At 71.9% G+C, this 23674-nt stretch carries 29 protein-coding genes; 20 read left to right on the plus strand and 9 right to left on the minus strand.

The window, feature by feature from the left end:
• Positions 1 to 23: 23 nt before the first annotated feature.
• Entirely contained in the window at positions 24 to 659 is a 636-nt protein-coding gene (locus WBN91_RS17810) for an SDR family NAD(P)-dependent oxidoreductase (protein ID WP_337724438.1), read from the minus strand.
• Positions 660 to 853: 194 nt separating this feature from the next.
• Here WBN91_RS17810 and rpe point away from each other — a divergent pair, with 194 nt between their 5' ends.
• From rpe to WBN91_RS17850, 8 genes are all read left to right on the plus strand, one after another.
• On the plus strand, positions 854 to 1504 hold the full coding sequence (gene rpe, locus WBN91_RS17815; protein WP_443217741.1) for a ribulose-phosphate 3-epimerase: 651 nt from the start codon (positions 854 to 856) through the stop codon (positions 1502 to 1504).
• Positions 1505 to 1527: 23 nt separating this feature from the next.
• The gene (gene ribD, locus WBN91_RS17820; protein WP_337724479.1) at positions 1528 to 2505 is read left to right on the plus strand and encodes a bifunctional diaminohydroxyphosphoribosylaminopyrimidine deaminase/5-amino-6-(5-phosphoribosylamino)uracil reductase RibD; all 978 of its coding nucleotides are present in this window, start codon (positions 1528 to 1530) and stop codon (positions 2503 to 2505) included.
• 12 nt (positions 2506 to 2517) lie between these two features.
• On the plus strand, positions 2518 to 3138 hold the full coding sequence (locus tag WBN91_RS17825; protein ID WP_337724440.1) for a riboflavin synthase: 621 nt from the start codon (positions 2518 to 2520) through the stop codon (positions 3136 to 3138).
• A complete protein-coding gene (locus tag WBN91_RS17830) occupies positions 3135 to 4409 on the plus strand; it encodes a bifunctional 3,4-dihydroxy-2-butanone-4-phosphate synthase/GTP cyclohydrolase II (protein WP_337724441.1) in 1275 nt (424 codons plus the stop codon). The genes WBN91_RS17825 and WBN91_RS17830 overlap by 4 nt, the downstream gene beginning before the upstream one ends.
• Entirely contained in the window at positions 4406 to 4885 is a 480-nt protein-coding gene (gene ribH / locus WBN91_RS17835) for a 6,7-dimethyl-8-ribityllumazine synthase (protein WP_337724442.1), read from the plus strand. Before WBN91_RS17830 ends, ribH begins: the two co-directional genes overlap by 4 nt.
• A 5-nt stretch (positions 4886 to 4890) precedes the next feature.
• The gene (locus WBN91_RS17840; protein ID WP_337724480.1) at positions 4891 to 5322 is read left to right on the plus strand and encodes a PH domain-containing protein; all 432 of its coding nucleotides are present in this window, start codon (positions 4891 to 4893) and stop codon (positions 5320 to 5322) included.
• Positions 5323 to 5948: 626 nt separating this feature from the next.
• Positions 5949 to 6134, plus strand: coding sequence for a hypothetical protein (locus WBN91_RS17845; RefSeq protein ID WP_337724443.1), 186 nt, complete (start codon positions 5949 to 5951; stop codon positions 6132 to 6134).
• A 105-nt stretch (positions 6135 to 6239) separates the two neighbouring features.
• Entirely contained in the window at positions 6240 to 7574 is a 1335-nt protein-coding gene (locus WBN91_RS17850) for a M28 family peptidase (protein WP_337724444.1), read from the plus strand.
• Here the strand turns inward: WBN91_RS17850 and WBN91_RS17855 are convergent.
• From WBN91_RS17855 to WBN91_RS17865, 3 genes are read right to left on the minus strand one after another with little or no spacing between them, the layout of a single operon-like run.
• Positions 7531 to 8517, minus strand: coding sequence for a helix-turn-helix transcriptional regulator (locus tag WBN91_RS17855; RefSeq protein ID WP_337724445.1), 987 nt, complete (start codon positions 8515 to 8517; stop codon positions 7531 to 7533). The genes WBN91_RS17850 and WBN91_RS17855 overlap by 44 nt on opposite strands.
• Positions 8518 to 8568: 51 nt before the next feature.
• Positions 8569 to 9054 (minus strand): hypothetical protein, encoded by a 486-nt coding sequence (locus WBN91_RS17860; RefSeq protein WP_337724446.1) that lies wholly within the window; start codon positions 9052 to 9054, stop codon positions 8569 to 8571.
• Positions 9054 to 10553 (minus strand): helix-turn-helix domain-containing protein, encoded by a 1500-nt coding sequence (locus tag WBN91_RS17865; RefSeq protein WP_337724447.1) that lies wholly within the window; start codon positions 10551 to 10553, stop codon positions 9054 to 9056. Before WBN91_RS17865 ends, WBN91_RS17860 begins: the two co-directional genes overlap by 1 nt.
• Positions 10554 to 10890: 337 nt before the next feature.
• Between WBN91_RS17865 and WBN91_RS17870 the strand changes: the two genes are divergently transcribed.
• From WBN91_RS17870 to whiA, 7 genes are all read left to right on the plus strand, one after another.
• A complete protein-coding gene (locus WBN91_RS17870) occupies positions 10891 to 11385 on the plus strand; it encodes a hypothetical protein (protein ID WP_309114855.1) in 495 nt (164 codons plus the stop codon).
• A gap of 24 nt (positions 11386 to 11409) precedes the next feature.
• Positions 11410 to 11805: a Rieske (2Fe-2S) protein gene (locus WBN91_RS17875; protein WP_337724448.1), complete on the plus strand. Its 396-nt coding sequence runs from the start codon at positions 11410 to 11412 to the stop codon at positions 11803 to 11805.
• Between the two features lie 103 nt (positions 11806 to 11908).
• Positions 11909 to 12403, plus strand: coding sequence for a Rieske (2Fe-2S) protein (locus tag WBN91_RS17880; protein ID WP_337724449.1), 495 nt, complete (start codon positions 11909 to 11911; stop codon positions 12401 to 12403).
• Positions 12404 to 12492: 89 nt separating this feature from the next.
• Positions 12493 to 14439, plus strand: coding sequence for an excinuclease ABC subunit UvrC (gene uvrC / locus WBN91_RS17885; RefSeq protein WP_337724450.1), 1947 nt, complete (start codon positions 12493 to 12495; stop codon positions 14437 to 14439).
• Between the two features lie 26 nt (positions 14440 to 14465).
• Positions 14466 to 15323, plus strand: a complete 858-nt coding sequence (rapZ, locus tag WBN91_RS17890) for an RNase adapter RapZ (protein WP_443217742.1) — start codon at positions 14466 to 14468, stop codon at positions 15321 to 15323.
• Between the two features lie 2 nt (positions 15324 to 15325).
• Positions 15326 to 16351 carry a gluconeogenesis factor YvcK family protein gene (locus WBN91_RS17895; protein ID WP_337724481.1) on the plus strand — a complete coding sequence of 342 codons (1026 nt, stop codon included), beginning with the start codon at positions 15326 to 15328 and terminating at the stop codon, positions 16349 to 16351.
• On the plus strand, positions 16342 to 17328 hold the full coding sequence (gene whiA / locus WBN91_RS17900) for a DNA-binding protein WhiA (protein WP_121227983.1): 987 nt from the start codon (positions 16342 to 16344) through the stop codon (positions 17326 to 17328). The genes WBN91_RS17895 and whiA overlap by 10 nt, the downstream gene beginning before the upstream one ends.
• 18 nt (positions 17329 to 17346) lie before the next feature.
• On the opposite strand, the gene WBN91_RS17905 is transcribed toward whiA, so the two are convergent.
• The 4 genes from WBN91_RS17905 to WBN91_RS17920 all read right to left on the minus strand — a co-directional run bounded on the left by WBN91_RS17905 (position 17347) and on the right by WBN91_RS17920 (position 18436).
• Positions 17347 to 17751 carry a type II toxin-antitoxin system VapC family toxin gene (locus WBN91_RS17905; RefSeq protein ID WP_337724452.1) on the minus strand — a complete coding sequence of 135 codons (405 nt, stop codon included), beginning with the start codon at positions 17749 to 17751 and terminating at the stop codon, positions 17347 to 17349.
• Positions 17741 to 17983, minus strand: a complete 243-nt coding sequence (locus WBN91_RS17910) for a FitA-like ribbon-helix-helix domain-containing protein (protein ID WP_337724453.1) — start codon at positions 17981 to 17983, stop codon at positions 17741 to 17743. Before WBN91_RS17910 ends, WBN91_RS17905 begins: the two co-directional genes overlap by 11 nt.
• 127 nt (positions 17984 to 18110) lie before the next feature.
• Complete coding sequence (locus tag WBN91_RS17915; RefSeq protein WP_337724454.1) at positions 18111 to 18281, minus strand: hypothetical protein; 171 nt, start codon at positions 18279 to 18281, stop codon at positions 18111 to 18113.
• 2 nt (positions 18282 to 18283) lie between these two features.
• Positions 18284 to 18436, minus strand: coding sequence for a hypothetical protein (locus WBN91_RS17920; RefSeq protein WP_337724455.1), 153 nt, complete (start codon positions 18434 to 18436; stop codon positions 18284 to 18286).
• Between the two features lie 378 nt (positions 18437 to 18814).
• Here WBN91_RS17920 and gap point away from each other — a divergent pair, with 378 nt between their 5' ends.
• The 5 genes from gap to WBN91_RS17945 all read left to right on the plus strand — a co-directional run bounded on the left by gap (position 18815) and on the right by WBN91_RS17945 (position 22526).
• Complete coding sequence (gene gap, locus WBN91_RS17925; RefSeq protein ID WP_337724456.1) at positions 18815 to 19819, plus strand: type I glyceraldehyde-3-phosphate dehydrogenase; 1005 nt, start codon at positions 18815 to 18817, stop codon at positions 19817 to 19819.
• A gap of 23 nt (positions 19820 to 19842) precedes the next feature.
• Complete coding sequence (locus WBN91_RS17930; RefSeq protein ID WP_337724457.1) at positions 19843 to 21033, plus strand: phosphoglycerate kinase; 1191 nt, start codon at positions 19843 to 19845, stop codon at positions 21031 to 21033.
• Positions 21033 to 21821: a triose-phosphate isomerase gene (gene tpiA / locus WBN91_RS17935; RefSeq protein ID WP_337724458.1), complete on the plus strand. Its 789-nt coding sequence runs from the start codon at positions 21033 to 21035 to the stop codon at positions 21819 to 21821. Before WBN91_RS17930 ends, tpiA begins: the two co-directional genes overlap by 1 nt.
• Before the next feature lie 89 nt (positions 21822 to 21910).
• A complete protein-coding gene (secG, locus tag WBN91_RS17940) occupies positions 21911 to 22144 on the plus strand; it encodes a preprotein translocase subunit SecG (protein ID WP_337724459.1) in 234 nt (77 codons plus the stop codon).
• Between the two features lie 37 nt (positions 22145 to 22181).
• Positions 22182 to 22526 carry an RNA polymerase-binding protein RbpA gene (locus tag WBN91_RS17945; RefSeq protein ID WP_121227993.1) on the plus strand — a complete coding sequence of 115 codons (345 nt, stop codon included), beginning with the start codon at positions 22182 to 22184 and terminating at the stop codon, positions 22524 to 22526.
• Between the two features lie 260 nt (positions 22527 to 22786).
• Here the strand turns inward: WBN91_RS17945 and WBN91_RS17950 are convergent, their stop codons facing one another.
• Entirely contained in the window at positions 22787 to 23578 is a 792-nt protein-coding gene (locus WBN91_RS17950; protein WP_337724460.1) for a hypothetical protein, read from the minus strand.
• Between the last annotated feature and the right edge of the window lie 96 nt (positions 23579 to 23674).

Raw genomic sequence — 23674 nt, forward strand, 5'->3', positions numbered from 1 at the left:
TCTTGGTCGGCGAGCTTCGTGCCTCAGGCGGATTGGGCCGGGGGTTGGACGGTGTCGGCGAGCAGGAAGCTCACCTCGTCCACCACGCGGCGGGCGTCGTCCGGGGACACCACCGCGCAGTGCACCCCGCGCGACGCCACCTCCAACGCCAGGCACTCCGTGTAGGCGATGGCCGCCGCCCGTGAGGCCGTGTACGCCGCGACGCTCGTGCGCGGCACGGTGGCCGTGTGGGCCGCCACCACCACGATCGTGCCCCGCCTTCGGGTGACCATCCGCGTGGCCACCGCTCGGGACACGTGGAAGACGCCGTCCACGTTGACGCCGAAGCTGTGCGCCCAGTCCTCGTCGGTGATCGACAACGCCGGTCCCGGGCGCAGGGCCGCCGCCACCGTCACCACGGCGTCGATCGGGCCGAACTCCCGTTCCACCTGGTCCACCAGCGCGTCCACGGCGGCGCTGGACCGGACGTCGATCTGCCGGCCCGCGATGCGCACCCCCGCCCGCTGCAACCTCTCCACCAGCTCGGCCAGTCGCGGGCCGTCGCTGTCCACCGCCGCCACCAAGGCCCCCTGGCGGGCCAGTGACTCCACCACCTCGGTGCCCAGCGGCGTGCAGGCACCCGTCACCAGTGCGATCTTCTGGCTGAATTCGGCTTTCATCCCCAGTGCTCCCCAGTCGCGCTCCCCCCGACGAACGTAATCCCGCCGGCGGCGGGCTGGGAACTACCCGGGTGAGTAGTTCGGAATTTTCCGCGCACGACCCGAGAAAGCTCGCACGGGGAGTGAAATTCGACTCCCCGATAGGTCCGGACATTGCGCGGAACCTAGACTCAGCCCCTGTGGTCCACCAGCCGATGATCGCCCCGAGCATCCTGTCCGCCGACTTCGCCCGCCTCGCCGACGAGGCCGCCGCCGTCCGCGGCGCGGACTGGCTGCACGTCGACGTCATGGACGCGCACTTCGTGCCCAACCTGACCCTCGGCCTGCCGGTGGTGAAGGCGCTGCTCAAGGCCACCGACATCCCGCTGGACTGCCACCTGATGATCGACGACCCGGACCGCTGGGCCATCGGCTACGCCGAAGCCGGCGCGCACAACGTGACCGTGCACGCCGAGGCCGCCGCCGACCCCGTCACGCTGGCCAAGAACCTCCGCGCGGCGGGCGCGAAAGCCGGGTTGTCGATCAAACCGGGCACCTCGCTGGAGTCCTGCGTCGACATCCTCAAGCATTACGACACGCTGTTGGTGATGTCGGTCGAACCCGGTTTCGGCGGCCAGAGCTTCATGGCCGAGGTGCTGGACAAGGTCCGCACCGCGCGCCGCCTGGTCGACACCGGGCACCTGAACCTGATCGTGGAGATCGACGGCGGCATCAACGAGGACACCATCGCCCAGGCCGCCGAGGCCGGCGTGGACTGCTTCGTCGCCGGTTCCGCGATCTACGACGCGAGCGACCCCGCCGTCGCGATGGAGAAGCTGCGGGCGCTGGCGGCCCGCTCCCGGTGACCGCGCCGACCCTCGCCGAGGCGATGGCGCTGGCCGTCGAGGCCAGTGCCGCCGTCCACGGCACCACCAGCCCCAACCCGCCGGTCGGCGCGGTCGTCCTCGACGCCGGCGGCCGGCTCGTAGGCATCGGCGCGACCCGGCCGCCCGGAGGTCCGCACGCCGAGGTCGTCGCACTGGCCGAAGCCGGGGAACGGGCGCGCGGCGGCACCGCCGTGGTGACCCTCGAACCCTGCGCCCACCACGGCCGCACCCCGCCGTGCACGGCCGCCCTGCTCGACGCCGGTGTGGCTCGGGTCGTCTTCGCCAACGTCGACCCGAACCCCAAGGCCGCCGGGGGAGCGGACGTGCTGCGCGCCGCCGGCGTGACCGTCGAGCACCTGCCCACGCACGTCGAGCCGCTGCGCGCCTGGCTGCACCACGCCCGCACCGGTCGCCCGCACGTCACCTGGAAGTACGCCGCCACCCTCGACGGCCGCACCGCCGCCGCCGACGGCACCAGCCGGTGGATCTCCTCCGAGGAGTCCCGCGCGGAGGTGCACGCCCTGCGCACGACCATCGACGCGATCATGGTCGGAACCGGCACCATCAGGGCCGATGACCCGCGACTTACCGCCCGGGGAACAGGGGTGGTCCGGCAGCCGTTGCGGGTGGTCGTGGGCACCAGCGACCTGCCGCCGCACGCGCACGTCCTCGACGACGAGGCCGAGACCTTGCACGTCCGCACGCACGACCCGGACGTCGTCCTGGGTGAGCTGGCGCAGCGGAATGTGGTGGACGTGTTGCTGGAGGGCGGCCCTACGCTGGCGGGTGCGTTCGCGCGGGCGGGCCGGATCGACCGGGTCCTCGCCTACGTCGCGCCCAAGCTGCTCGGTGACGGGCCGGCCGCCCTGCGGGACGCGGGGGTGTCGACCATCACCGACGCTGTGGGATTGGTCGTGGAGCAGGTCAGTATGTGCGGGCCGGACGTGCGGATCTCCGCAGTTCCGACGCCGGCGCACTAGAGGAGGACAGCGGTGTTCACCGGGATCGTCGAGGAACTGGGTGAGGTCGTCGCCGTGGCGGACCTGCCGGACGCGGCGCGCGTCACCATCAAGGGTCCGGTGGTGACCAGCGACGCCAAGCACGGCGACTCGATCGCGGTGAACGGCGTCTGCCTCACCGTGGTCGACGTCGTGGACGGCGCGTTCACCGCCGACGTCATGCGCGAGACGCTGCGCCGCAGCAGCCTGGCCAAGGTCACCGAGGGCGACCGGGTCAACCTGGAGCGCGCCGCCGCCCTCGGGCAGCGCATCGGCGGGCACATCGTGCAGGGCCACGTCGACGGGACGGGCACGGTCCTGGCGCGCGAGAAGGCCGAGCACTGGGAGGTCGTCCACATCGGACTGCCGCCCGGCCTGGCCCGGTACGTGGTGGAGAAGGGCTCGATCACCGTGGACGGCGTGTCCCTGACCGTCGTGTCGGTCGGCGAGGACCAGTTCTCCGTCAGCCTCATCCCGACCACGCTGGAGCTGACCACGCTGGGCCGGCGCGCGCCCGGCGACCTGGTCAACCTGGAGGTCGACGTCCTGGCCAAGTACGTCGAGCGGCTCGCGACGCCGCACCTGCGGGACACTGGAGCGGAGGAGGCGCGGTGAAGGACTTCTCCGACATCGAGCGGGCCGTCAGGGACATCGCCGACGGCCGGCCGGTCATCGTCGTGGACGACGAGGACCGCGAGAACGAGGGCGACCTGATCTTCGCCGCCGAGAAGGCGACGCCGGAGCTGCTGGCCTTCATGGTCCGCTACACCTCGGGGTACGTGTGCGTGTCGCTGACCGAGTCCGACTGCGACCGGCTCGACCTGCCGCCGATGTACCACACCAACCAGGACCAGCGCGGCACCGCGTACACGGTCACCGTGGACGCCCGCGAGGGCGTGTCCACCGGCATCTCCGCCGCCGACCGCGCCCGCACCATCCGGCTGCTGGCCGACCCGACCTCCGACGCCAAGGACTTCAACCGCCCCGGCCACGTCGTGCCGCTGCGCGCCCGCGACGGCGGTGTCCTGCGCCGCCCCGGCCACACCGAGGCCGCCGTGGACCTTTCGCGGCTCGCGGGCCTGGCCCCGGCGGGCGTGCTGTGCGAGATCGTGTCGCAGAAGGACGAGGGCGACATGGCGCGGCGCGACGAGCTGGAGGTCTTCGCCGCCGACCACGACCTCGCGCTGATCACGATCGCCGACCTCATCGCCTACCGGCGGCGGGTGGAGACCCAGGTCGTGCGGGTCGCGGAAGCCCGCCTGCCCACCGCGCACGGCGTGTTCACCGCCGTGGGCTACGACTCCAAGCTCGACGGCATCGAGCACGTGGCGATGGTGTTCGGCGAGATCGGCGACGGCGAGGACGTGCTGGTCCGCGTGCACTCCGAGTGCCTGACCGGTGACGTGTTCGGCTCGCTGCGCTGCGACTGCGGCCCCCAGCTGGACGCGGCGCTGGAGGCGGTGGCCGCGCAGGGCCGCGGTGTCGTGCTCTACATGCGCGGGCACGAGGGCCGGGGCATCGGCCTGATGCACAAGTTGCAGGCCTACCAGTTGCAGGACCTGGGCGCGGACACCGTGGACGCGAACCTGGCGCTGGGCGTGCCCGCGGACGCCCGCGACTACGGCACCGGCGCGCAGATCCTGTGCGAGCTGGGCATCAAGTCCATGCGCCTGCTGACCAACAACCCGGCCAAGCGGGTCGGTCTGGAGGGCTACGGCCTGCGGGTGATCGACCGCGTGCCGCTGCCCATCTCGCCGAACCCGGAGAACCTGCACTACCTGCGGACCAAGCGGGACCGGATGGGGCACGAGCTGCACCAGCTGGAGCAGTACGAGGCGTTGAGCCAGGGTGGCGCGATCGTGAGCACGACGGAGGGTGCGGAATGAGCGGCGAGGGCAGGCCGGAGGCGGCGGTCCCGGACGCGGCGGGCGTGACGCTGGCCGTGGTGGCCACCAAGTGGCACGAGAAGATCACCTCGCAGCTGGTGGCCCGCGCGCTGGAAGCGGCCTCGCAGGCCGGGGTCGCGTCCCCGACCGTCGCGCGGGTCGCCGGCGCCATCGAGCTGCCCGTGGTCGTGCAGGAACTGGCCCGCACGCACGACGCCGTCGTGGCGCTGGGCGTGGTCATCCGGGGCGGCACGCCGCACTTCGAGTACGTGTGCGACTCGGTCACCGCCGGCCTCACCCGCATCGCCCTGGACACCTCCACCCCGGTCGGCAACGGCGTGCTGACCTGCGACACCGAAGAGCAGGCCCTGGCCCGCGCCGGGTTCGAGGACTCGGTGGAGGACAAGGGCTTCGAGGCGGTTGTGGCCGCGCTGGACACGGCCCTGGTGCTGCGCGACCTGAGGGCGGACCGGTGAGCACGATGTCCGCCGTCGAGTTCCGCCCCCGCAAGATCCGCACGGTCGCCGTCGTCAGCGCGGTGTTCCTGGTCGTGGTGTTCACCATCGTCGGCCTGCTGCTCGGCGACACCCCGACCGGCGTCATCTTCCGCACCTCCGACCAGGTGGCGATGATCATCCTGGGCGTGCTGCTGGCGTGCGGGGTGCTGCTGCTGACCCGCCCGCGCGTGCGTGCCGACGAGTCCGGGGTCGAGGTCCGCAACGTCGTGACCGCCCACCGGTTCGAGTGGTCCGAGGTGCTGCACGTGTCGTTCCCGGACGGGGCGTCCTGGGCACGGCTGGAACTGCCGGACGACGAGTACGTGTCGATCATGGCCGTCCAGGCGGTGGACCGCGACCACGCGGTGGCCGCCGTGCGGGCACTGCGCGAACTGCACAAGACCGCGACCGGCTGACCCGCGACCGGCTGACGCCTACGCTTGTCGGTCCCCGCTGGGAGAATGAGCCCCGGGGCGCTTCCAGCGGGATTGTCGTACCCCTGTGAGACCCTGGAGCCGGGGGCCGGAGGCCACGCCCAGCCGACCACCGCACCGCCGGCAACCACACCAACCTGCGACAAGGGCGGCCCGCCACCACCCACGGCCACGGGCAGGCGCCGCCTGCCCGCTGCCCGCCTGCGCGCCCGCCGCCTGCCGCCTGCCTGCCCGCCGCCCGCCTTCCGCCTGCCTGCCTTCCGCCTGCCTGCCTGCCTTCCGCCTGCCTGCCTTCCGCCTGCCTGCCTTCCGCCTGCCTGCCTGCTGCCTGCCTGCCGCCCGCCGCCCGCCTGCCTGCCGCCCGCCTGCCCGCCCGCCCGCCGCCCGAACTGCCGTCCGCTGTGCTGCGCCGGAACCGCCGAGGGTTGCTCCGCGCGGAACCGGGCGCAATCGAGCGGAACGCGGGTCACGCGGTGCCCCGCCGGGCTAGCATCGGCGCCATGACTGCCGGGTTGGCCCGCACGGGCCGCGCACGGATCGGTTGCCCGGTCACGGCTTGAGCCGCGCGCCGCCTCCTCCCGCCACGGGTGGGAGAGGAGGTGAAGCGAATGCACAAAGGTGCAGTGGTGACCGGCGAGATCACCCGGCACGTGCCCTTCGGCGCTCTGGTGTCCGTCGGTGGCGTGCCCGGTCTGCTGGTCGGTGACGTGACGGCGGAGGTCGGCGAATCCGTCCGGGTCCGCGTGGTCGAGTTCGACGCGGTGCGCGACCGGGTCCGGGTCGAGACCGTCTGATCGTCGTGGTGCCGATGGCGGCGGCCTGTCCGCCATCGGCACTCTTCCGGCTCGTCCAAGCCCTGCCTAGGTTCAGGTGATCAACCCGAACCGAGGGGGCCTGGAATGCGTAGACGGTCTGTGCTGGCGGGTGCCGTTGCGGCGGCGGGAGCCGTCACCCTGGGGCTCAACCCCGCCGCCAACGCCCAGCGGCCTGGCGCGTCCGCGTCGCCGGAGCTGGACCTGGGCGACTTCCCCGTCGTGGCCCGGGTGCGCGCCCGCCGCGCGATGGAACACCTCAAGGTGCTCAGCGACGGCATCGGCCAGCGCATCGGCGGCACCGAGTCCGAGCACCGCGCCCGCGACTACATCGCCGACGTCCTGCGCAAGCTGCGCTACGACGTGGACCTCCAGCCGTTCACCGTGCCCGACAAGTACCTGTCCACGCTGACCCTGCCCGACGGCGCGGTGTGGAACGCCGGCGCGTCCCGCTTCGGCGCCCTGAACACCTCCGCCACCGGCCCGCTGCTCGACCTGGACACCGGCGCCGCCCTGCCCGCCGACCTCACCGGCCAGGTCGTCCTGCTGGTCAACGTCCCCGCCGGCTCCACCGCCGTCCTCGACGCCGCCGCCCGGGGCGCGAAGGCGATCCTCGTCGGCCGCGTCTCCACCCCGCCCGCCGGCAAGACCAGCGCGTTCTCGCCCACCCTGACGGCGAACGTCGGCGTGCCCGTGCTCGGGATCGCCCAGGTCCACGTCGAACGCCTGCGTGCCGCCAAGCCCGCGACCGTCACCGTGGCCACCACCCACCACCCGAACCTGACCTCGTACAACGTCCTGGCCGAACGCCCCGGCACCTTCGGCGGCGACGACGTGGTGATGGTGACCGCCCACTACGACAGCGTCCCCGGCTCGCCGGGCGCGAACGACGACGGCAGCGGCACCGTCCTGGCCCTCGAACTGGCCCGAGTCCTCCGCCACCTCCCGACCCACAAGGCCCTGCGGTTCGCCCTCTGGGGTTCGGAGGAGCAGGGGCTGCTGGGCTCCCGCTACTACGTCAGCCAGCTGACCGACGCCGACGCGGCCCGCATCTCGGGCGTCTTCCAGAACGACATGGTCGCCACCAGCCACGGCCCGGCCACCGCGTACTGGCTGCTGTCGGTCGACGGCGGCGACAACGCCACCACCCGCGAGGTCGCCGCAGCCGCCGCCCGCCTCGGCTACGGCTCCCAGGTCCACGGCCCCGTCGCGCGCGGCAGCAGCGACCACGTGCCCTTCCACGAGCGCAAGATCGCCGCCGCCAACTTCTCCTGGCGCGGCGAGGGCGGCCCCCACCAGCTGGAACCGCTCTACCACACGCCCGAGGACACCATCGAGCTCAACGTCAGCCCGGAGCGGCTCCAGGTGTCCCTGGAACTCATCGGGGCGGCGGCGTACCGCCTGGCCTGCCAGCGGAGCTAGCCGCGTTCAGGAACCGCTCGCCGAGCACCCGCAGGTGCTCGGCGAGTTCGGGCGGCGACACCACGTCGAAGTCCACCCCGATCAACCCGATCCACAGCCCCAGATCGGCCAGGCTGGGCGACCCGGCCCTCAGCAACGTGCGGTTGTCGTCCAACGCCTCCAGGTGGACCGAGGTCTTCGACGTCCGCCGCTCTACCTCCTCGATCGGCGCGTGCATGATCAGCTCGGCTTGGTACGTGTAAGGCGCGACCGTGAGCTGACGGGACACATAAGACGCCAAGTCCGCGTCGGGCGGGTCGCGCGGCACGAACCGAGCCCCGAGCGACGGAACCTCGGGGATCCGGTCCACCCGGAACGTCCGCCAGTCCTGGCGGTCCACGTCCCAGGCGACCAGGTACCACCGCCGCCCGGTGTGCGCCAACCCCAACGGCTCGACGTGCCGCTTGCTGTCCCCCTCCCGCCCGGCGTAGGGGAACCGCAACCGCTGGTGGTCGCGGCACGCGCCGGCGATGGTCGTCAACGTCTCCGAGTCGACGGTCGCCACGGTCGGGGTGAGCGCGATGGTGTGCTCCTGCAAGGCGTTGACTCGCCGCCGCAGTCGGGAGGGCAGCACCTGTTCCAGCTTCGCCAACGCCCGGACCGAGGTCTCCTCGATCCCGGTGACGGTCCCGTTGGCCGCGGTCCGCAACCCGACCGCCACGGCGACGGCCTCGTCGTCGTCGAGCAACAACGGCGGCAACTCGGCCCCGGCCCCCAACTGGTAGCCGCCGGACACCCCCGGCACGGAGTTGACGGGATACCCCAAGCTCCGCAGCTTGTCGACATCCCGCCGCACCGTCCGCACGTCCACCCCGAGCCGCCCGGCGAGATCCGCCCCGGTCCAGTCCCGCCGCACCTGGAGCAGGGACAACAGCTTGAGCAGCCGAGCCGAGGTCTCCAACATGCCGCCTAGTCTGGCACCGATCGAGGACAACTCCCGTCCTCGACTACGGGGTCACGACTTCCTGCGGGCACCCTCCGGCCAGACCACCACCACCGGAACGCCCGAAGCGCGAGCCGTCTCCACGACGTCCGCCGTCCCGCCCCGGCCGTCCGGCGGGTTGCCGTCCCACACCGCGATCAGCAACTCCACCGAGGCCAGCATCCGCTCGTTGGCCATGACGTACGCGTGCCGCCCCGACAGCTCGTTGGGCAGCACGCTGACCACATGTGCCTGCGCCAGCAGCTCGTCGTACTCCGCCCGCTTCTCCGGTTTGAGCTTGTCCCGGTAGTCCACCGCGGGCAGGACGACCTCGACCCGTCCGCCCAGCTCCAGCACCACCCGGGCGAACAGCTGGTCCGCGCCCGGCGCCAGGCAGGTCACCCCCACCAGGGATGACCCGCCCGCCGCCTCGGCGTCCAGCGCCGCCCGGATCGCCGTCCGCACGGCGTCGACGCATTCGGGCACGAGGTTGCTGTGCCCGGTGATCCCCACGCGCATCAGGCCGTCCGCACCCCGCGAATCGCCTCACGCGTCTCGCGCACCGCCGGCAGGTCGCGGTGGCGTTCGGCTTCCTTCGCGAAGTCGTGCAGCTTGCGCACGACCCGGCCGGAGGCCAAGCCCGCCGCCGTCGGCAGCACCTGGTTGATCAAGGCGCACGCCTCCTCCGGCTCGTCCGCGACCATCCGCGTCCGGGCCAGCCCGATGACGTCGAACGCCCGGTTGCGCACCCGGGACGGGTCGCGCAGGGTCAGGGCGCGGCGGATGTGCTGTTCCGCCTGGGGCGCCTGGCGCGGGTCGTGGCCTGCCAGGTCGCGCATCCTGGCCCCGATCACGCCCTCCAGCTCCGCCTCGTCGAAGCTGTCCAGCCACCACGGCTCCGCGCCCGGCCTGCGCTGCGCGAAGCTGTCCTGCGCCTGCCCCACCGCCCGGTGGAACTCCCGCACCCGTCCCATCTGCGCGTACGCCCACGCCTCCCGCGTGCGCAGCAGCGCTTCTAAAGTCGGCGTCGCGCTGCGCCGCGTCCCGTACTGGCCCAACTGCACCAGTTCCAGCCCGTCCTCGGGCCGCCCGAGGTCGAACATCTGCCGCGCCATCGCCGCCAGGCACAGCGCGGCGAACGGGTCGTTGCGGCCCGCCTTCGCCATCCGGATGCCGAGCACGTAGTACCGCTGCGCGGCGTCGTGCATCCCGGCGTCCCACGACATGCTCGCCGCCACCTTCGACAGTTCCGCGCCGATGAAGAACGCGCGTTCCGTCGTGGGGCCCGCCGGCGCGCGCGACAGCCGCTCGGCCAGTTCCTCCAACTGCCCGAGCACCGCCTTGCGCGCCAGCCCGTACCCGCCTCGTCCGCCCCACCCGCGCAGCCCGTCCGCGACGCGCTGCAACGCGGCCAGCTCCTCCTCGCTGATGGCCGCGCTGGACGACCACCGGGTCAGGGGCTGGAGTGGGTTCAGCCACCGCTGAAGCGGTTCGACCAGGGCGGGACCCATCGCCACCGCGGCTGCTCCGGTGAGCGCCGCTCGTCTGCTGATCGCCAAGTCGCTCCTCGCCGTCTCCTCGACCGATCTGGCAATGCTCGACGCGTCCCACGCCGCGGCGAGCACATCGGGCGGGGCGCCGTGGTCGGCGGGGCCCGCCTGGCTTGGGATACCGACGCGGTCGAACCACAGCCGGTCACCGGGGATGCGCAGCGCCCGCGCGAACTGGCGCAGCTTCTCGATCCGGTCGATCGGGTTGTCGCCGGTCTCGTACCGCGACAACTGGGCCTGGCTGATGCCCAGCCACGACGCCATGCGGTCCTGGGTGACGCGGCTGACGTGGTGCGGGTGGCGGCGGTAAGCGGCGAGGACCGCTCCCATGTCCCGGTCGGTGAAGGCGGCGACCATCACCTCGTGGTCCCAGAAGTCGGCCGGGACCTCGGGCGGGCCGTAGAGCTCGGTGCGCGAGTTGCGCCGACACCGGTGGCAGAGCCGGTCTGTGTTGTCGGCGGCGATCACCGCTCCGCACAACGGGCAAGCGCGCCTGGTACTGGATGCTCTTCGAGCTTTCGGTTCCATCGGCTCTCGCTCCCGTCACTGAGCGTGCTCGACAGTCTATCGGCATGTGATCGGGAGTCCATTCATTTCATGCATAAGAGGGGGTGGGGCCACCCGCGTGGCCCAGGTGGGGCCGGGTGGTGCATCCACTTGATGCGTCCGGTGCATGGGCCCGACCCGGAAGGGGTGTGGTGGCCGGCGGTATATGCGCCCACCCTTCGGGACGTGCCCCGCGTCCGGGAGAACCCCGGCCGGCGGGTCACCGCCCGCTCCACCCGACCGGGGAGGGACCTCCACGATGAGCATCACCGCCTCAACCAATGCTGACACCACACCGCGTCTCGGGCCGCCCCGTGACCGTGCGCACCAGCAGGCGCTCGGCGAGGCCATCGCGGGCTACCGGCTGCTGGGCTGGAAGGTGTCCGTCACCGAACAGGGCGTTTTCCTGCCGTTGGGCCCCGCCACGACGGCACTGGCCATGCCCGCGCGGATCGGCTCGCGCGTGCTGGCCGACCTGAAGGCCCGGATGCTGGCCGGGCCCGTCACCGTCATACCCGGACCGCGGGAGCACTGGGTGTTCCTCGCCGAGCTCGTCGCCTTGCTGCCCACGCACCTCAAGGCGCCGCCCGAGGTCCAGTTCGTCCGCTCGCCGCAGCGCATCGCCCTGCCGCCGACGATGACCCGCTACGGCTCACTGCGGTGGGCGAACCCGCCGTCGCACTCCCGGCACTGGTTCCCGCCGTTCACCGCGGTCCTCGCACTGGCCCGCACGGCGACCGCGTCGGACCGGTAGCGCCGCGTTTGTGAAGATGGGCGAGTGGAACGTAGGACGCTGCTGCTGTGCGGTCTGCTCGCCCTGACCGGTTGTGCGTCGTCGACCGGCTCGACCCGCAAGCCCGGCGTCGGGTCCGCCCGTGCGGGGGACCGGATCGCCGGGCTCGCGGACGTGCCCGACGGCTCGGGCGCGTTGGTGCCGGTCGCCTCGGACGGGCAGCTGCTGCTGGTGCGCTCGGGCACGTCGGTCCGCGCCTTCAACCCGGCGTGCCCGCACCAGGGCACCGTCGTCAACCCACCCACCGCCGGCACCATCACCTGCCCCACCCACCGCTCGACCTTCGACCCGTCTTCCGGGGCGGTCCTCTCGGGGCCCGCGGAGAAGGGCTTGGCGGAGGTGCCCGTCCGGGTGGCGGGCCAGGACGTGCTCCTGGCTTGACAGCGTCTCGACAGCGTCTCGACAGCGTTGAACCCCGCGCCCCGTGGTGTCGTATTGCGGTAGAGACCGAACGACGACGACCCACCACCACGGAGGACCGGTTTTGACCCCCACCGAGCACCCCGGCCTGTCCCGCCGTTCGATGCTGTGCGGAGTCCTGGTGGCACTGGCGGTCCCGGGCGGCCTGGCCGCCTGCGGCACCGCGAGCACCCCCGGCACTTCGGGCTCCACGGGCTCCACGGGTTCCACGAACGGCGGCTCCACCCCGACCACCGGCGGCGCCGCACCCACCACGGGCGGGTCGGCGACCGAGGGCATCGTGTCGCTGTCCGAGGTGCCCGACGGCGGCGGCGTGGTCGTCGAGGCCGGCGGCAAGAACCTGGTCATCACCCGATCGGGCTCGACCGTGAAGGCCTTCGACGCGACCTGCCCCCACGCCGGCACCCCGGTCGGCGCCCCGTCCGGCGGCACCATCACCTGCCCGAACCACGGCAGCCAGTTCAGCGCGTCCGACGGCGCCGTGAAGAAGGGTCCGGCGACCAGCGGCTTGAAGACGGTCGCCGTGAAGGTCCAGGGCGACCAGGTCGTACTCGCCTGACCGATCAGTGATGTGGATCGCTCGCGCCCGGCCCTGGACAGGGGTCGGGCGCGCGTTTGAGTGTCGGGGGGCGCACGTAGGCTTGTCGGGTGGCCGATCCGTCGACCTATCGCCCCGCGACAGGCTCCATCCCCGACGCCCCCGGCGTGTACAAGTTCCGCGACGCCGACCGGCGCGTCATCTACGTCGGCAAGGCCAAGAGCCTGCGGTCGCGGTTGAACTCGTACTTCGCCGATGTCGCCGGGTTGCACCCGCGCACCCGGCAGATGGTGACCACCGCCGCCGGGGTCGAGTGGACGGTCGTGGGCACCGAGGTCGAGGCGCTCCAGCTCGAGTACAACTGGATCAAGGAGTTCGACCCCCGCTTCAACGTCCGCTACCGGGACGACAAGAGCTACCCCGTCCTGGCCGTGACGCTGAACGAGGACTTCCCCCGCCTCCACGTCTACCGCGGCCCGCGCCGCAAGGGCGTCCGCTACTTCGGCCCCTACGCCCACGCCTGGGCCATCCGCGAGACCCTCGACCTGCTCCTGCGCGTCTTCCCCGCCCGCACCTGCTCGGCCGGCGTGTTCAAGCGGCACAACCAGATCGGCCGGCCCTGCCTGCTCGGCTACATCGACAAGTGCTCCGCGCCCTGCGTCGGCAAGGTCACCCAAGACGAGCACCGGGACATCGTCGAGGACTTCTGCGACTTCCTCGCGGGCAAGACCGACGCGATGGTCCGCAAGCTCGACCGGGAGATGACCGCCGCCGCCGAGGAGTTGGAGTTCGAGAAGGCCGCCCGCCTGCGCGACGACCTCTCCGCCCTCAAGCGCGCCCTGGAGAAACAAGCCGTCGTGCTCGGGGACGGCACGGACGCCGACGTCGTCGCCTTCGCCCAGGACGACCTGGAGGTCTCCGTCCAGGTCTTCCACGTGCGCGGCGGGCGGGTGCGCGGTCAGCGCGGGTGGGTCGTGGACAAGGTGGACGAGACCTCCGTCGCCGACCTGGTGGACCAGTTCGTCACCCAGTTCTACGGCGAGCAGGTCGAGTCCGCGCGGGCCAGCGGCATCGAGTCGGCGCCCGTGCCGCGCGAGGTGCTGGTGCCGGAGCTGCCCGACGACGCCGCCGCGGTCGAACGCTGGCTGACCGACCTGCGCGGCGCGCGGGTGGCGCTGCGCGTGCCGCAGCGCGGGGACAAGCGGGCGCTGATGGAGACCGTCGAGCGCAACGCCAAGGAGGCCTTCCAGCAGCACAAGCTCAAGCGCGCGGGCGACCTGACGGCCCGGTCGGCGGCCCTCCAGGAGCTCCAGGAGGCCCTCGGCCTGGACACCGCCCCGCTGCGCATCGAGTGCACCGACATCAGCCACGTCCAGGGCACGGACGTGGTGGCGTCGCTGGTGGTCTTCGAGGACGGCCTGGCGCGCAAGTCCGAGTACCGGCGCTTCGCCGTCCGCGAGGGGGCCGACCAGGGCGACGTGGCCTCCATCGCCGAGGTGGTGCGCCGCCGGTTCCAGGCCTACCTCAGGGAGACCAAGGAGACCAAGGACGGCCCGCTGCCGGGCATCGACCCCGACACCGGCAAGCCGCGCAAGTTCGCCTACGCGCCCAACCTGCTCGTGGTCGACGGCGGCGCGCCGCAGGCCCAGGCCGCCAGTGACGTGCTGGCCGAGCTGGGCATCACGGACGTGGCCGTGGTCGGCCTGGCCAAGCGGCTGGAGGAGGTGTGGGTCCCCGGCGAGCCCGACCCGGTGATCCTGCCCCGCACCAGCGAGGCCCTCTACCTGTTGCAACGGGTCCGCGACGAGGCGCACCGGTTCGCGATCGCCTACCACCGCCAGAAGCGGTCCAAGCGCATGACGACCTCGGCACTGGACGACGTGCCGGGTCTGGGGCAGACGCGGAAAGCGGCACTGCTCAAGCACTTCGGCTCACTGAAGAAACTCCGTGAGGCGAGCATCGAGGAGATCAGCGGGGTGCCTGGTGTGGGCAGGCGCACCGCCGAGGCCGTGCACGCGACGTTGAGCGCGGCCGGTACCGAAGGGGAGCAATCGTGAGCGCACAGGCCGGCGAGAAGTCCGGCATCGAGGTCGCGGTGGTGACGGGCCTGTCGGGAGCGGGCCGGTCCACCGCCGCGAAGTGCCTGGAGGACCTGGGCTGGTTCGTGGTGGACAACCTGCCGCCCGAGCTGATCGCGACGATGGTGGAGCTGGGCGCGCAGGCGCGGGGGGCCATCACCAGGGTCGCGGTGGTCATGGACGTGCGCAGCAGGGCGTTCACCGACGACCTGGCGGCGGTCATCAAGGACCTGGACGCCCGCGGCTACAAGCCGAAGGTGCTGTTCCTGGAGGCCACCGACGACGTGCTGATCCGCCGCTTCGAGTCGGTGCGCCGCGGCCACCCGCTCCAGGCGGACGGGCGGTTGCAGGACGGCATCGAGGCCGAGCGGGTCCTGCTCACGCCGCTGCGCGAGGAAGCGGACCTGGTGCTGGACACCTCCGCGCTGTCGGTGCACCAGCTGCGCGCCAAGATCGAGGACACCTTCGGCAGCGAGTCGGCCACCCGGACCCGGGTCACCGTGCTGTCCTTCGGCTACAAGTACGGCCTGCCGATGGACGCCGACCTGGTGATGGACGTGCGGTTCCTGCCCAACCCGTTCTGGATCCCCGAGCTGCGCGAGCAGACCGGCCTGGACGGGGACGTGCGCAACTACGTGCTCACGCAGGAGGGCGCGGACGAGTTCCTCGACCGCTACCACGAGCTGCTGCGGCTGATCGGCGCCGGCTACCGGCGCGAGGGCAAGCGGTACCTCACGCTGGCCGTGGGCTGCACGGGCGGCAAGCACCGCAGCGTCGCCATCTCCGAGGAGCTGGCGTCGCGGCTGGCCGCCGAGGACGGCATGGCCGTGAAGGTCGTGCACCGGGACCTGGGACGCGAGTGAGCTTGAAGGCAGTGGCACTAGGCGGTGGGCGTGGCTTGCACGTCACGCTCACCGCCCTGCGGCGGGTCACCGACGACGTGACCGCGGTGGTGACGGTCGCCGACGACGGCGGCTCGTCCGGTCGCCTGCGCCGCGAACTGGGTCTGCTCCCGCCGGGTGACCTGCGCAAGGCGATGGTCGCGCTGGCCGACACCGAGGGTTCGGGCGCCTTGTGGGCGGACCTGTTCCAGCACCGCTTCGGCGGCACGGGCGCGTTGGCCGGGCACGCGATCGGCAACCTGGTCCTGGCGGGCCTGCTGGAGCAGCTGGGCGATCCGGTGGCGGTGTTGGCCGAGGCGGGCAAGCTGCTCGGGGTGCGGGGGCGCGTGCTGCCCATGTGCACCGAGCCGCTGGAGATCGAAGCGGACGTCACCGGGCTGGACGAGGACCTCGACGTGGTGCGGCGCATCCGCGGCCAGGTCGCGGTGGCCACCACCCCCGGTCGGGTGCAGCGCATCCGCCTGCACGGACCGGGCGGCCCGGGGGAGCCCCCGGTGGGGTGCCCGGAGGCGGTGCGGGCCGTGCTGGACGCGGACGTGGTGCTGCTCGGGCCGGGCTCGTGGTTCACCAGCGTGCTCCCGCACCTGCTGGTGCCGTCCCTGCACGAAGCGCTGACGCGGACGTCGGCGAAGAAGGTCGTCGTGCTCAACCTCGTCCCCCAACCGGGGGAAACCGCCGGGTTCTCCCCGGAGCTGCACCTGGACGTGCTGTGCGCGCACGCCCCGAACCTGCGCGTCGACGCCGTCATCGCGGACGCCGACGCGGTGCCCGTGCCGGACCGCCTGCGGCGCGCCGCCGCAGCTCTCGGGGCCGCGGCGCACCTGTCGCCGATCGCCCTGGCGGGTTCACCCGACCGTCACGACCCGGCCGCTCTCGCGTTGAGCATTCGTCGGGCGTTGGACGGCCTGCCTGCGGGGCCCGAGGAGGCGTCGAGTACAACGCTGGTGGAACAACGCGAGACCAGGGGAGGCGATGAGCCGTGGCGATGACGTCTGCGGTCAAGGACGAGCTGAGCAGGCTGGCCGTCTCCAAGACCTGCTGCCGGCGGGCGGAGGTGGCCTCGCTGCTGCGGTTCGCGGGCGGCCTGCACATCGTCGGCGGCCGGGTCGTGGTGGAGGCCGAGCTGGACCTCGGCTCGACCGCGCGGCGGCTGCGGCGCGAGATCCACGACCTGTTCGGCCACCAGTCCGACGTCTTCACCATCACCTCCAGCGGCCTGCGCAAGGGCACGCGGTTCGTGGTGCGGGTGGTCAAGGACGGCGAGGGCCTGGCCCGCCAGACCGGCCTGCTGGACCCGCGCGGCCGTCCGGTCCGGGGCCTGCCCGCGCCCGTGGTGTCCGGCGGGGTGTGCGACGCGGAGGCGGCGTGGCGCGGCGCGTTCCTGGCGCACGGCTCGCTGACCGAGCCCGGCCGCTCGTCGTCGATGGAGGTCACCTGCCCCGGCCCGGAGGCGGCGCTGGCCCTGGTCGGCGCGGCGCGGCGGATGGGCATCGGCTCGAAGTCCCGCGAGGTCCGCGGCGCGGAACGGGTGGTGATCCGGGACGGCGACGCGATCGGCGCGATGCTGACCCGCCTGGGCGCGCACGACAGCGTGCTGGCGTGGGAGGAACGCCGCATGCGCCGCGAGGTCCGCGCCACGGCCAACCGCCTGGCCAACTTCGACGACGCCAACCTCCGCCGCTCGGCCCGCGCGGCGGTCGCGGCGGCGGCCCGGGTGCAGCGGGCCCTGGAGATCCTCGGCCCCGAGGCTCCGGACCACTTGGCGGCGGCGGGCGCTCTGCGCTTGGCCCACCGGCAGGCGTCCCTGGAGGAACTGGGCCAGCTGTCCGACCCGCAGATGACCAAGGACGCGGTCGCCGGCCGGATCCGGCGGCTGCTGGCGATGGCCGACAAGCGGGCACGGGAACTCGGGATGCCGGACACGGAGTCGGCGGTCACGGCCGAAATGCTGGAAGCCGAAGTCTGACCGCCGACCCCGTGCGGGTCAGCCGACCAACTCCACCGAGCAGGGCAGTCCGGGCGCCTTGCTCAGCTTGACGTCGGTGGTCAGCAGCGGGACGCCGAGCATGGTCGCCAGGGCGACGTAGAGGGCGTCGTAGAACCTGACCGTGTCACGCAGTTCCCAGGCCCTCGCGGCGACCACACCGGCGTGCGGGTACCGGTGGTCGATCAGGCCGCTCAACACGCTCAGGTTCGTTCGCGCGGCTTTCTCGGTGACGACACCGTGGATGACCGCACGCCGGAGCACGTCACCGACTTCGGCGTCGATGAGGTGCGGTGCGTGGCAGATCGACTCGGTGATCCGGGTGCGCAGCACCATGCCCGCGGAGGTCTCGCCGGTCAGCGCCTCCAGCGCGGCGCCGGCGTCCACCACGTAGTCACTCGCCACCCCTGACCTCCTCGAGCAACGACCGGATGGTCTCCCCGTCGAGCCCCGGTCCGGGCTCGTTGGCCAAGGTTCGTTCGACAAGGGCCATGAGTTCGGCCTTGTCGGGGCGGATTGCGGTTTTGATGAGAAGCTCCCTCATGTAGACCTGCAACGACTGGCCGGCCACCGCCGCGCGTCGGCGGAAGGTGTCGGCCACCTCGTCGGGAACGTCTCGCACCTGGATCGTCGCCATAGCGCTAATTTAGCGCGACTCTGGCGCTATAGCGGCGCGACTACCCGTTCGTGTGCGGCCCACGAGCGCGGCGAACGTAACAGTGCTGTGTGCGCACGCCGTGCGCCGGGATCGCGCGACGGCAGTCTCAGAACCAGTCGTCGCCCTTTTCGGCGGCCTCGGTCTGGGTCTCCGCGGTCGCCCGCTGGGTCAGCACGGCCACCGCCTCCTCCAGCCCGCGCTGCACCTCCGGCCCACCGGCGCGCTCGGTGTGCAGGGTGACGGCGACCTCGCTACGCCCCGCGCCCTCGTCGGACACGGTCAGTTCCCCGTGGTAGTCGTCCTCGCCCGGACTGCCGGCTCGACCTCGGTCAAGGCCGGGAAGTAGCGCGGCAGGGTTTCGGGCTGGGACAGGAAGCCGAAGAGGTCGTCGGCGGGCAGGTCCACCGTCACCCGGTGCGCGTAACTCGTCACGGTCCCACTCCCGTCGCGGTCGCTGCCTGGGGTCGACCGGGTACCCAGCGCGCCGTTCCCGGCACCGACTTGCGGAGTGCGGCGCGGGTTGCGACTGTCGGGTGAGGTCGTCGGGTCGGGTGTTCACGCGGTTGTCACCGGGTGCGGCCGGCTCGGTGACAGCCGGGTGCCGTCGTTGCGCAAGACGATTGCGCGAAATGTCACGCACGGTCGCGGTTACTGAACCGTAGCACTGGATTTTCTTGCTCGATAAAGAGATCCTGGTGGTCCACGTGACCAGGGACGCAGTGCGGAGGCTAGGCTGGCTCGCGGCTGCTCGTAACAGTCAATCCGCACGCCCACTGGCACATCGCCAGTCGAGTATCGAGGAGACTCACCGTGACGGTTCGCGTAGGTGTCAACGGGTTCGGCCGCATCGGTCGCAACTTCTGGCGCGCCGTTCAGGCCAGCGGGCACGACATCGAGATCGTCGCCTTCAACGACCTCGGTGACGTCAACACGATGGCGCACCTGCTCAAGTACGACAGCATCCTCGGCCGGCTCCCGTACGACGTGAAGGTGAACGACGAGGGCATCGAGGTCGACGGCAAGACCATCAAGGCGCTGGCCGAGCGCGACCCGGGCAAGCTGCCCTGGAAGGACCTCGGCGTGGACGTCGTGGTCGAGTCGACCGGCTTCTTCACCGACGCCGCCGCCGCGCGCAAGCACGTCGACGAGGGTGGCGCCAAGAAGGTCATCATCTCGGCCCCCGCCAAGGGCGAGGACCTGACCGTGGTGCTGGGCGCGAACGACGACCAGTACGACGGCTCGCAGACGGTCATCTCGAACGCCTCCTGCACCACCAACTGCCTGGCCCCGCTGGCCAAGGTGCTGCACGACGCGTTCACCATCGAGCGCGGCCTGATGACCACGATCCACGCCTACACCCAGGACCAGAACCTCCAGGACGCGCCGCACAAGGACCTGCGCCGCGCCCGGGCCGCCGCGCTGAACATCGTGCCCACCAGCACCGGTGCCGCGAAGGCGATCGGCCTGGTCCTGCCGGAGCTCAACGGCAAGCTGGACGGCTACGCGCTGCGCGTGCCGACCCCCACCGGCTCGGCCACCGACCTCACCGTGACCGTCGGCCGCGAGACCACCGTCGACGAGGTCAACGCCGCCTACAAGGCCGCGGCGGAGGGCGCTCTCAAGGGCTACCTGCGCTACAACGAGGACCCGATCGTGTCGAGCGACATCGTCACCGACCCGGCCTCCTGCATCTACGACGCGCCGCTGACCAAGGTCATCGGCAACCAGGTCAAGGTCGTCGGCTGGTACGACAACGAGTGGGGCTACTCCAACCGCCTCGCCGACCTGGTCAACCTGGTCGCCTCCAAGCTCTGACCACCCCAGCCGAAAGCGGAGCTGTGAAGACTCTCAGCGACTTGATCGCCGAGGGTGTGTCGGGTCGGCGCGTCCTGGTGCGCGCCGACCTGAACGTCCCCCTCGACGGCGACAAGATCACCGACGACGGCCGCGTCCGCGCGTCGGTGCCCACCCTGAAGGCGCTCGTCGACGGGGGCGCGCGCGTCCTGGTCGCCGCGCACCTGGGCCGCCCCAAGGGCGAGCCGGACCCGAAGTTCTCCCTCGCCCCGGTCGCCGTGCGGCTGGGCGAGCTGCTCGGCCAGACCGTCGAGCTGGGCACCGAGGCCGGCGCCGACGGCACCGTGACGCTGCTGGAGAACATCCGCTTCGACCCGCGCGAGACCAGCAAGGTCGACGCGGAGCGCGAGGCGCTCGCCGACGAGCTGGCCGCGAAGGCCGACGCGTTCGTCTCCGACGGCTTCGGCGTCGTGCACCGCAAGCAGGCGTCGGTCTACGACGTGGCCCGCAAGCTGCCGCACTACGCGGGCGGCTTGGTGCTGGCCGAGGTCGAGGTCTTGAACAAGCTCGCCTCCGGCGGAGCCGGAAATCGGGCAACAGCGGACCTCCAGCGGCCGTACGTGGTCGTGCTGGGCGGCGCGAAGGTGTCCGACAAGCTCGGCGTCATCGCGAACCTGCTGACCAAGGTCGACCGGCTGCTCATCGGCGGCGGCATGGCCTACACGTTCCTCAAGGCCCAGGGCCACGAGGTCGGCGGCTCGCTGCTCCAGGCGGACCAGCTGGACCAGGTGTCCGGCTTCCTCGCCGAGGCCGAGAAGCGCGGCGTCGAGCTGGTGCTCCCCGTGGACGTGCTGGCCGCGACCGACTTCGCGCCGGACGCGGAGTTCGAGGTCGTCAAGACCGACGCCATCCCGGCCGACCGGCAGGGCCTGGACATCGGCCCGGAGACGCGCGAGCTGTTCGCGTCGAAGCTGGCCGACGCCAAGACCGTGTTCTGGAACGGCCCGATGGGCGTGTTCGAGTTCGAGGCGTTCGCCGGCGGCACCCGTGCCGTGGCGGAGGCGCTGGTGAAGAGCGAGGCGTTCACCGTGGTCGGCGGCGGCGACTCGGCCGCGGCCGTGCGCGCGCTGGGCCTGCCCGAGGACGGGTTCTCGCACATCTCCACCGGTGGTGGGGCCTCCCTCGAGTTCCTCGAGGGCAAGGAACTCCCCGGCGTGTCGGTTCTGGAGGACTGATGGCACAGCGTCAGCCGCTCATCGCCGGCAACTGGAAGATGAACCTCAACCACCTCGAAGCGATCGCCCTGGTGCAGAAGATCGCCTTCGCGCTGCCCGAGAAGTACTTCGCGAAGGTCGAGGTGGCGGTGCTGCCGCCGTTCGTCGACATCCGGTCCATCCAGACCCTCGTCGACGGCGACAAGCTGCTGCTCAAGTACGGCGCGCAGGACCTGTCCCCGCACGACTCGGGCGCCTACACCGGCGACGTGTCCGGCCCGATGCTGGCCAAGCTGGGCTGCTCCTACGTCACCGTGGGCCACTCCGAGCGCCGCGAGTACCACCACGAGGACGACGCCCTGGTCAACCGCAAGGTCAAGGCCGCCCTCAAGCACGGCGTCACGCCGATCTTCTGCCTGGGCGAGCAGCTGGACGTGCGGGAGGCGGGCAACCACGTCCAGCACTGCACCGACCAGCTGGTGGCGGGCCTGGCGGGCCTGTCCGCCGACCAGGTGAAGGACGTCGTCATCGCGTACGAGCCGGTGTGGGCCATCGGCACCGGCAAGGTCGCCTCGTCCGCCGACGCGCAGGAGGTGTGCGCGGCCCTGCGGGCCAAGCTCGCCGAGCTGCACGGCGAGGACGTGGCGTCGGCCGTTCGGGTGCTTTACGGCGGATCGGTGAAGTCGGGCAACATCGGCGAACTGGTCGCGCAGAAGGACGTCGACGGCGCCCTTGTGGGTGGTGCGAGCCTGGACGCGGACGAGTTCACCAAGCTCTGCGCCCTGGCCGCCGGCGGCCCACTACCCTGAGTCTCGAACATCCCCAACCACCGCGGTGGTCCACGGTCGGCAGTTGACCGGGTACTCTGTGGCGTCACCTGCCTGACAGCGAGGAAGAAATGATCCTGTTCCTTCAGATCCTGTTGATCGTGTCGAGCTTGCTGCTCATCCTGCTGGTGCTGCTGCACCGCGGTCGCGGTGGCGGGCTGTCCTCGTTGTTCGGCGGCGGTATGCAGTCGAGCCTGTCCGGGTCGAGCGTGGTGGAGAAGAACCTGGACCGCCTGACGCTGTTCGTCGGCGCGATCTGGGTGATCGCCATCGTCGGCATCGGGCTGCTGCTCAAGGTCAACTGACTACAGGGAAACCACAGTGGTGGGGGTGTGAGGGTCGATGGCTGGTGGTAACGCGATTCGCGGTACCCGCGTCGGCGCAGGCCCGATGGGCGAATCGGAGCGCGGCGAGTCCGCGCCCCGGCGCCGGGTGTCGTACTGGTGCGCCAACGGGCACGAGTCGCGTCCGTCGTTCGCGGTCGAGGCGGAGATCCCGGAGAACTGGGACTGCCCGCGGTGCGGTCTGCCGGCGGGTCGGGACGAGCAGGCCCCGCCTGCTCCTCCGCGCAACGAGCCGTACAAGACGCACTTGGCGTACGTGAAGGAGCGCCGCTCCGACGCGGACGGCGAGGCGATCCTCGAAGAGGCGCTCACCAAGCTGCGCAAGCAGCGAGAAGAGCCCTAGCAGGTACCGGCACAGCGGCCCCCGGCGGATCTCCGCCGGGGGCCGCCGTCATGCGCTCGGCCGGCCCTGGCCCGGAGCGAGGACGCCCGGGGCGAGGATCGGGGTGAGCGTCGGCCGGGACCAGCCGGCGACTGTCGGAAAGCCGAAGACTCCGCTGCCCACCCCGAGCCGCCGCCGACCACCCGTCCCAGGCCGAACTACCGCACTTCTGCGCCGCCGCCGGCCCCCCGCCCCCTCTCTCCCGATCAGGTGGGGCCCGATCAGGTGCGGCGGCGTAGGGCGCTGAACTGGCGGCGGAGCAGCAGCGCCCCGATCAGGATGAAGAAGACCAGCACCACCAGGGTCGACGTGGTGCCGCCGGTCGAGCTGGTCAGGGCCACGTCCACGCTGCCGACCAGCACGATGCCGCAGTCCGCCCGGATCACGTGCCGGCCCGGCTGGATGGTCGCGAACTCCACCCGCGTGCTGAACGTCCCCGAGCTGTCCGCCTTCGCCTTGCCGACGTCCTCGCCCAGCGACGACAGCTTGACCTCCGAACCCGGCTGACACCCCGTGCCGGTGGCGGTCAGCGGGTCGCCGGGCTGGATGTTGTCCTTGTCCAGCGTCAGGGCGCCGTCGCCGTCGAACGGGGTGGTGGTCGTGGGGGCGGCGGACGAGCTGCTGGAGTCGGTGGTCGTGGTCGTCGTCTCGGTGGTGGTGGTCGTCGTGGGGCGGGTCGTGGTCGTGGTGGGTGGCGCGGTGGTCGTGGTGGTGACCGGCGGGGGAGCGGTGGTGGTCGTCGTGACCGGCGGGCGGGTGGTGGTCGGGGTCGCGATGACGGTGAAGCTGTCGGTCGGGTACCCGGAGGCCGCGCACACCGGCACCGCCGTCACGCGGTGGCCCCCGACGGACGCGCCGGCCGGGACCGTGCCGGTGCCCGAACCCGCACCGCGCCCGGAGTGCCGGCCGCTCCCGACGACCTGCTTCCCGTCCCACATGATGCGCACGGTGTAGTCGCCGCAGTCCGGGTCGAGGTACACGCCCGACCACGTCAGGGTGAACGTGCTGCCCACCGGACCCTGCTCGGGCGAGGCGGTCGCGACGGCCGTTGGCTGCGCCGATGCCGGTGTGGACACAAGGGTCGTAACGCCATAGGCCACGGCACCGAG

It is taken from the genome of Saccharothrix sp. CCNWYY140 (assembly GCF_037401995.1).
GTDB lineage: Bacteria > Actinomycetota > Actinomycetes > Mycobacteriales > Pseudonocardiaceae > Actinosynnema.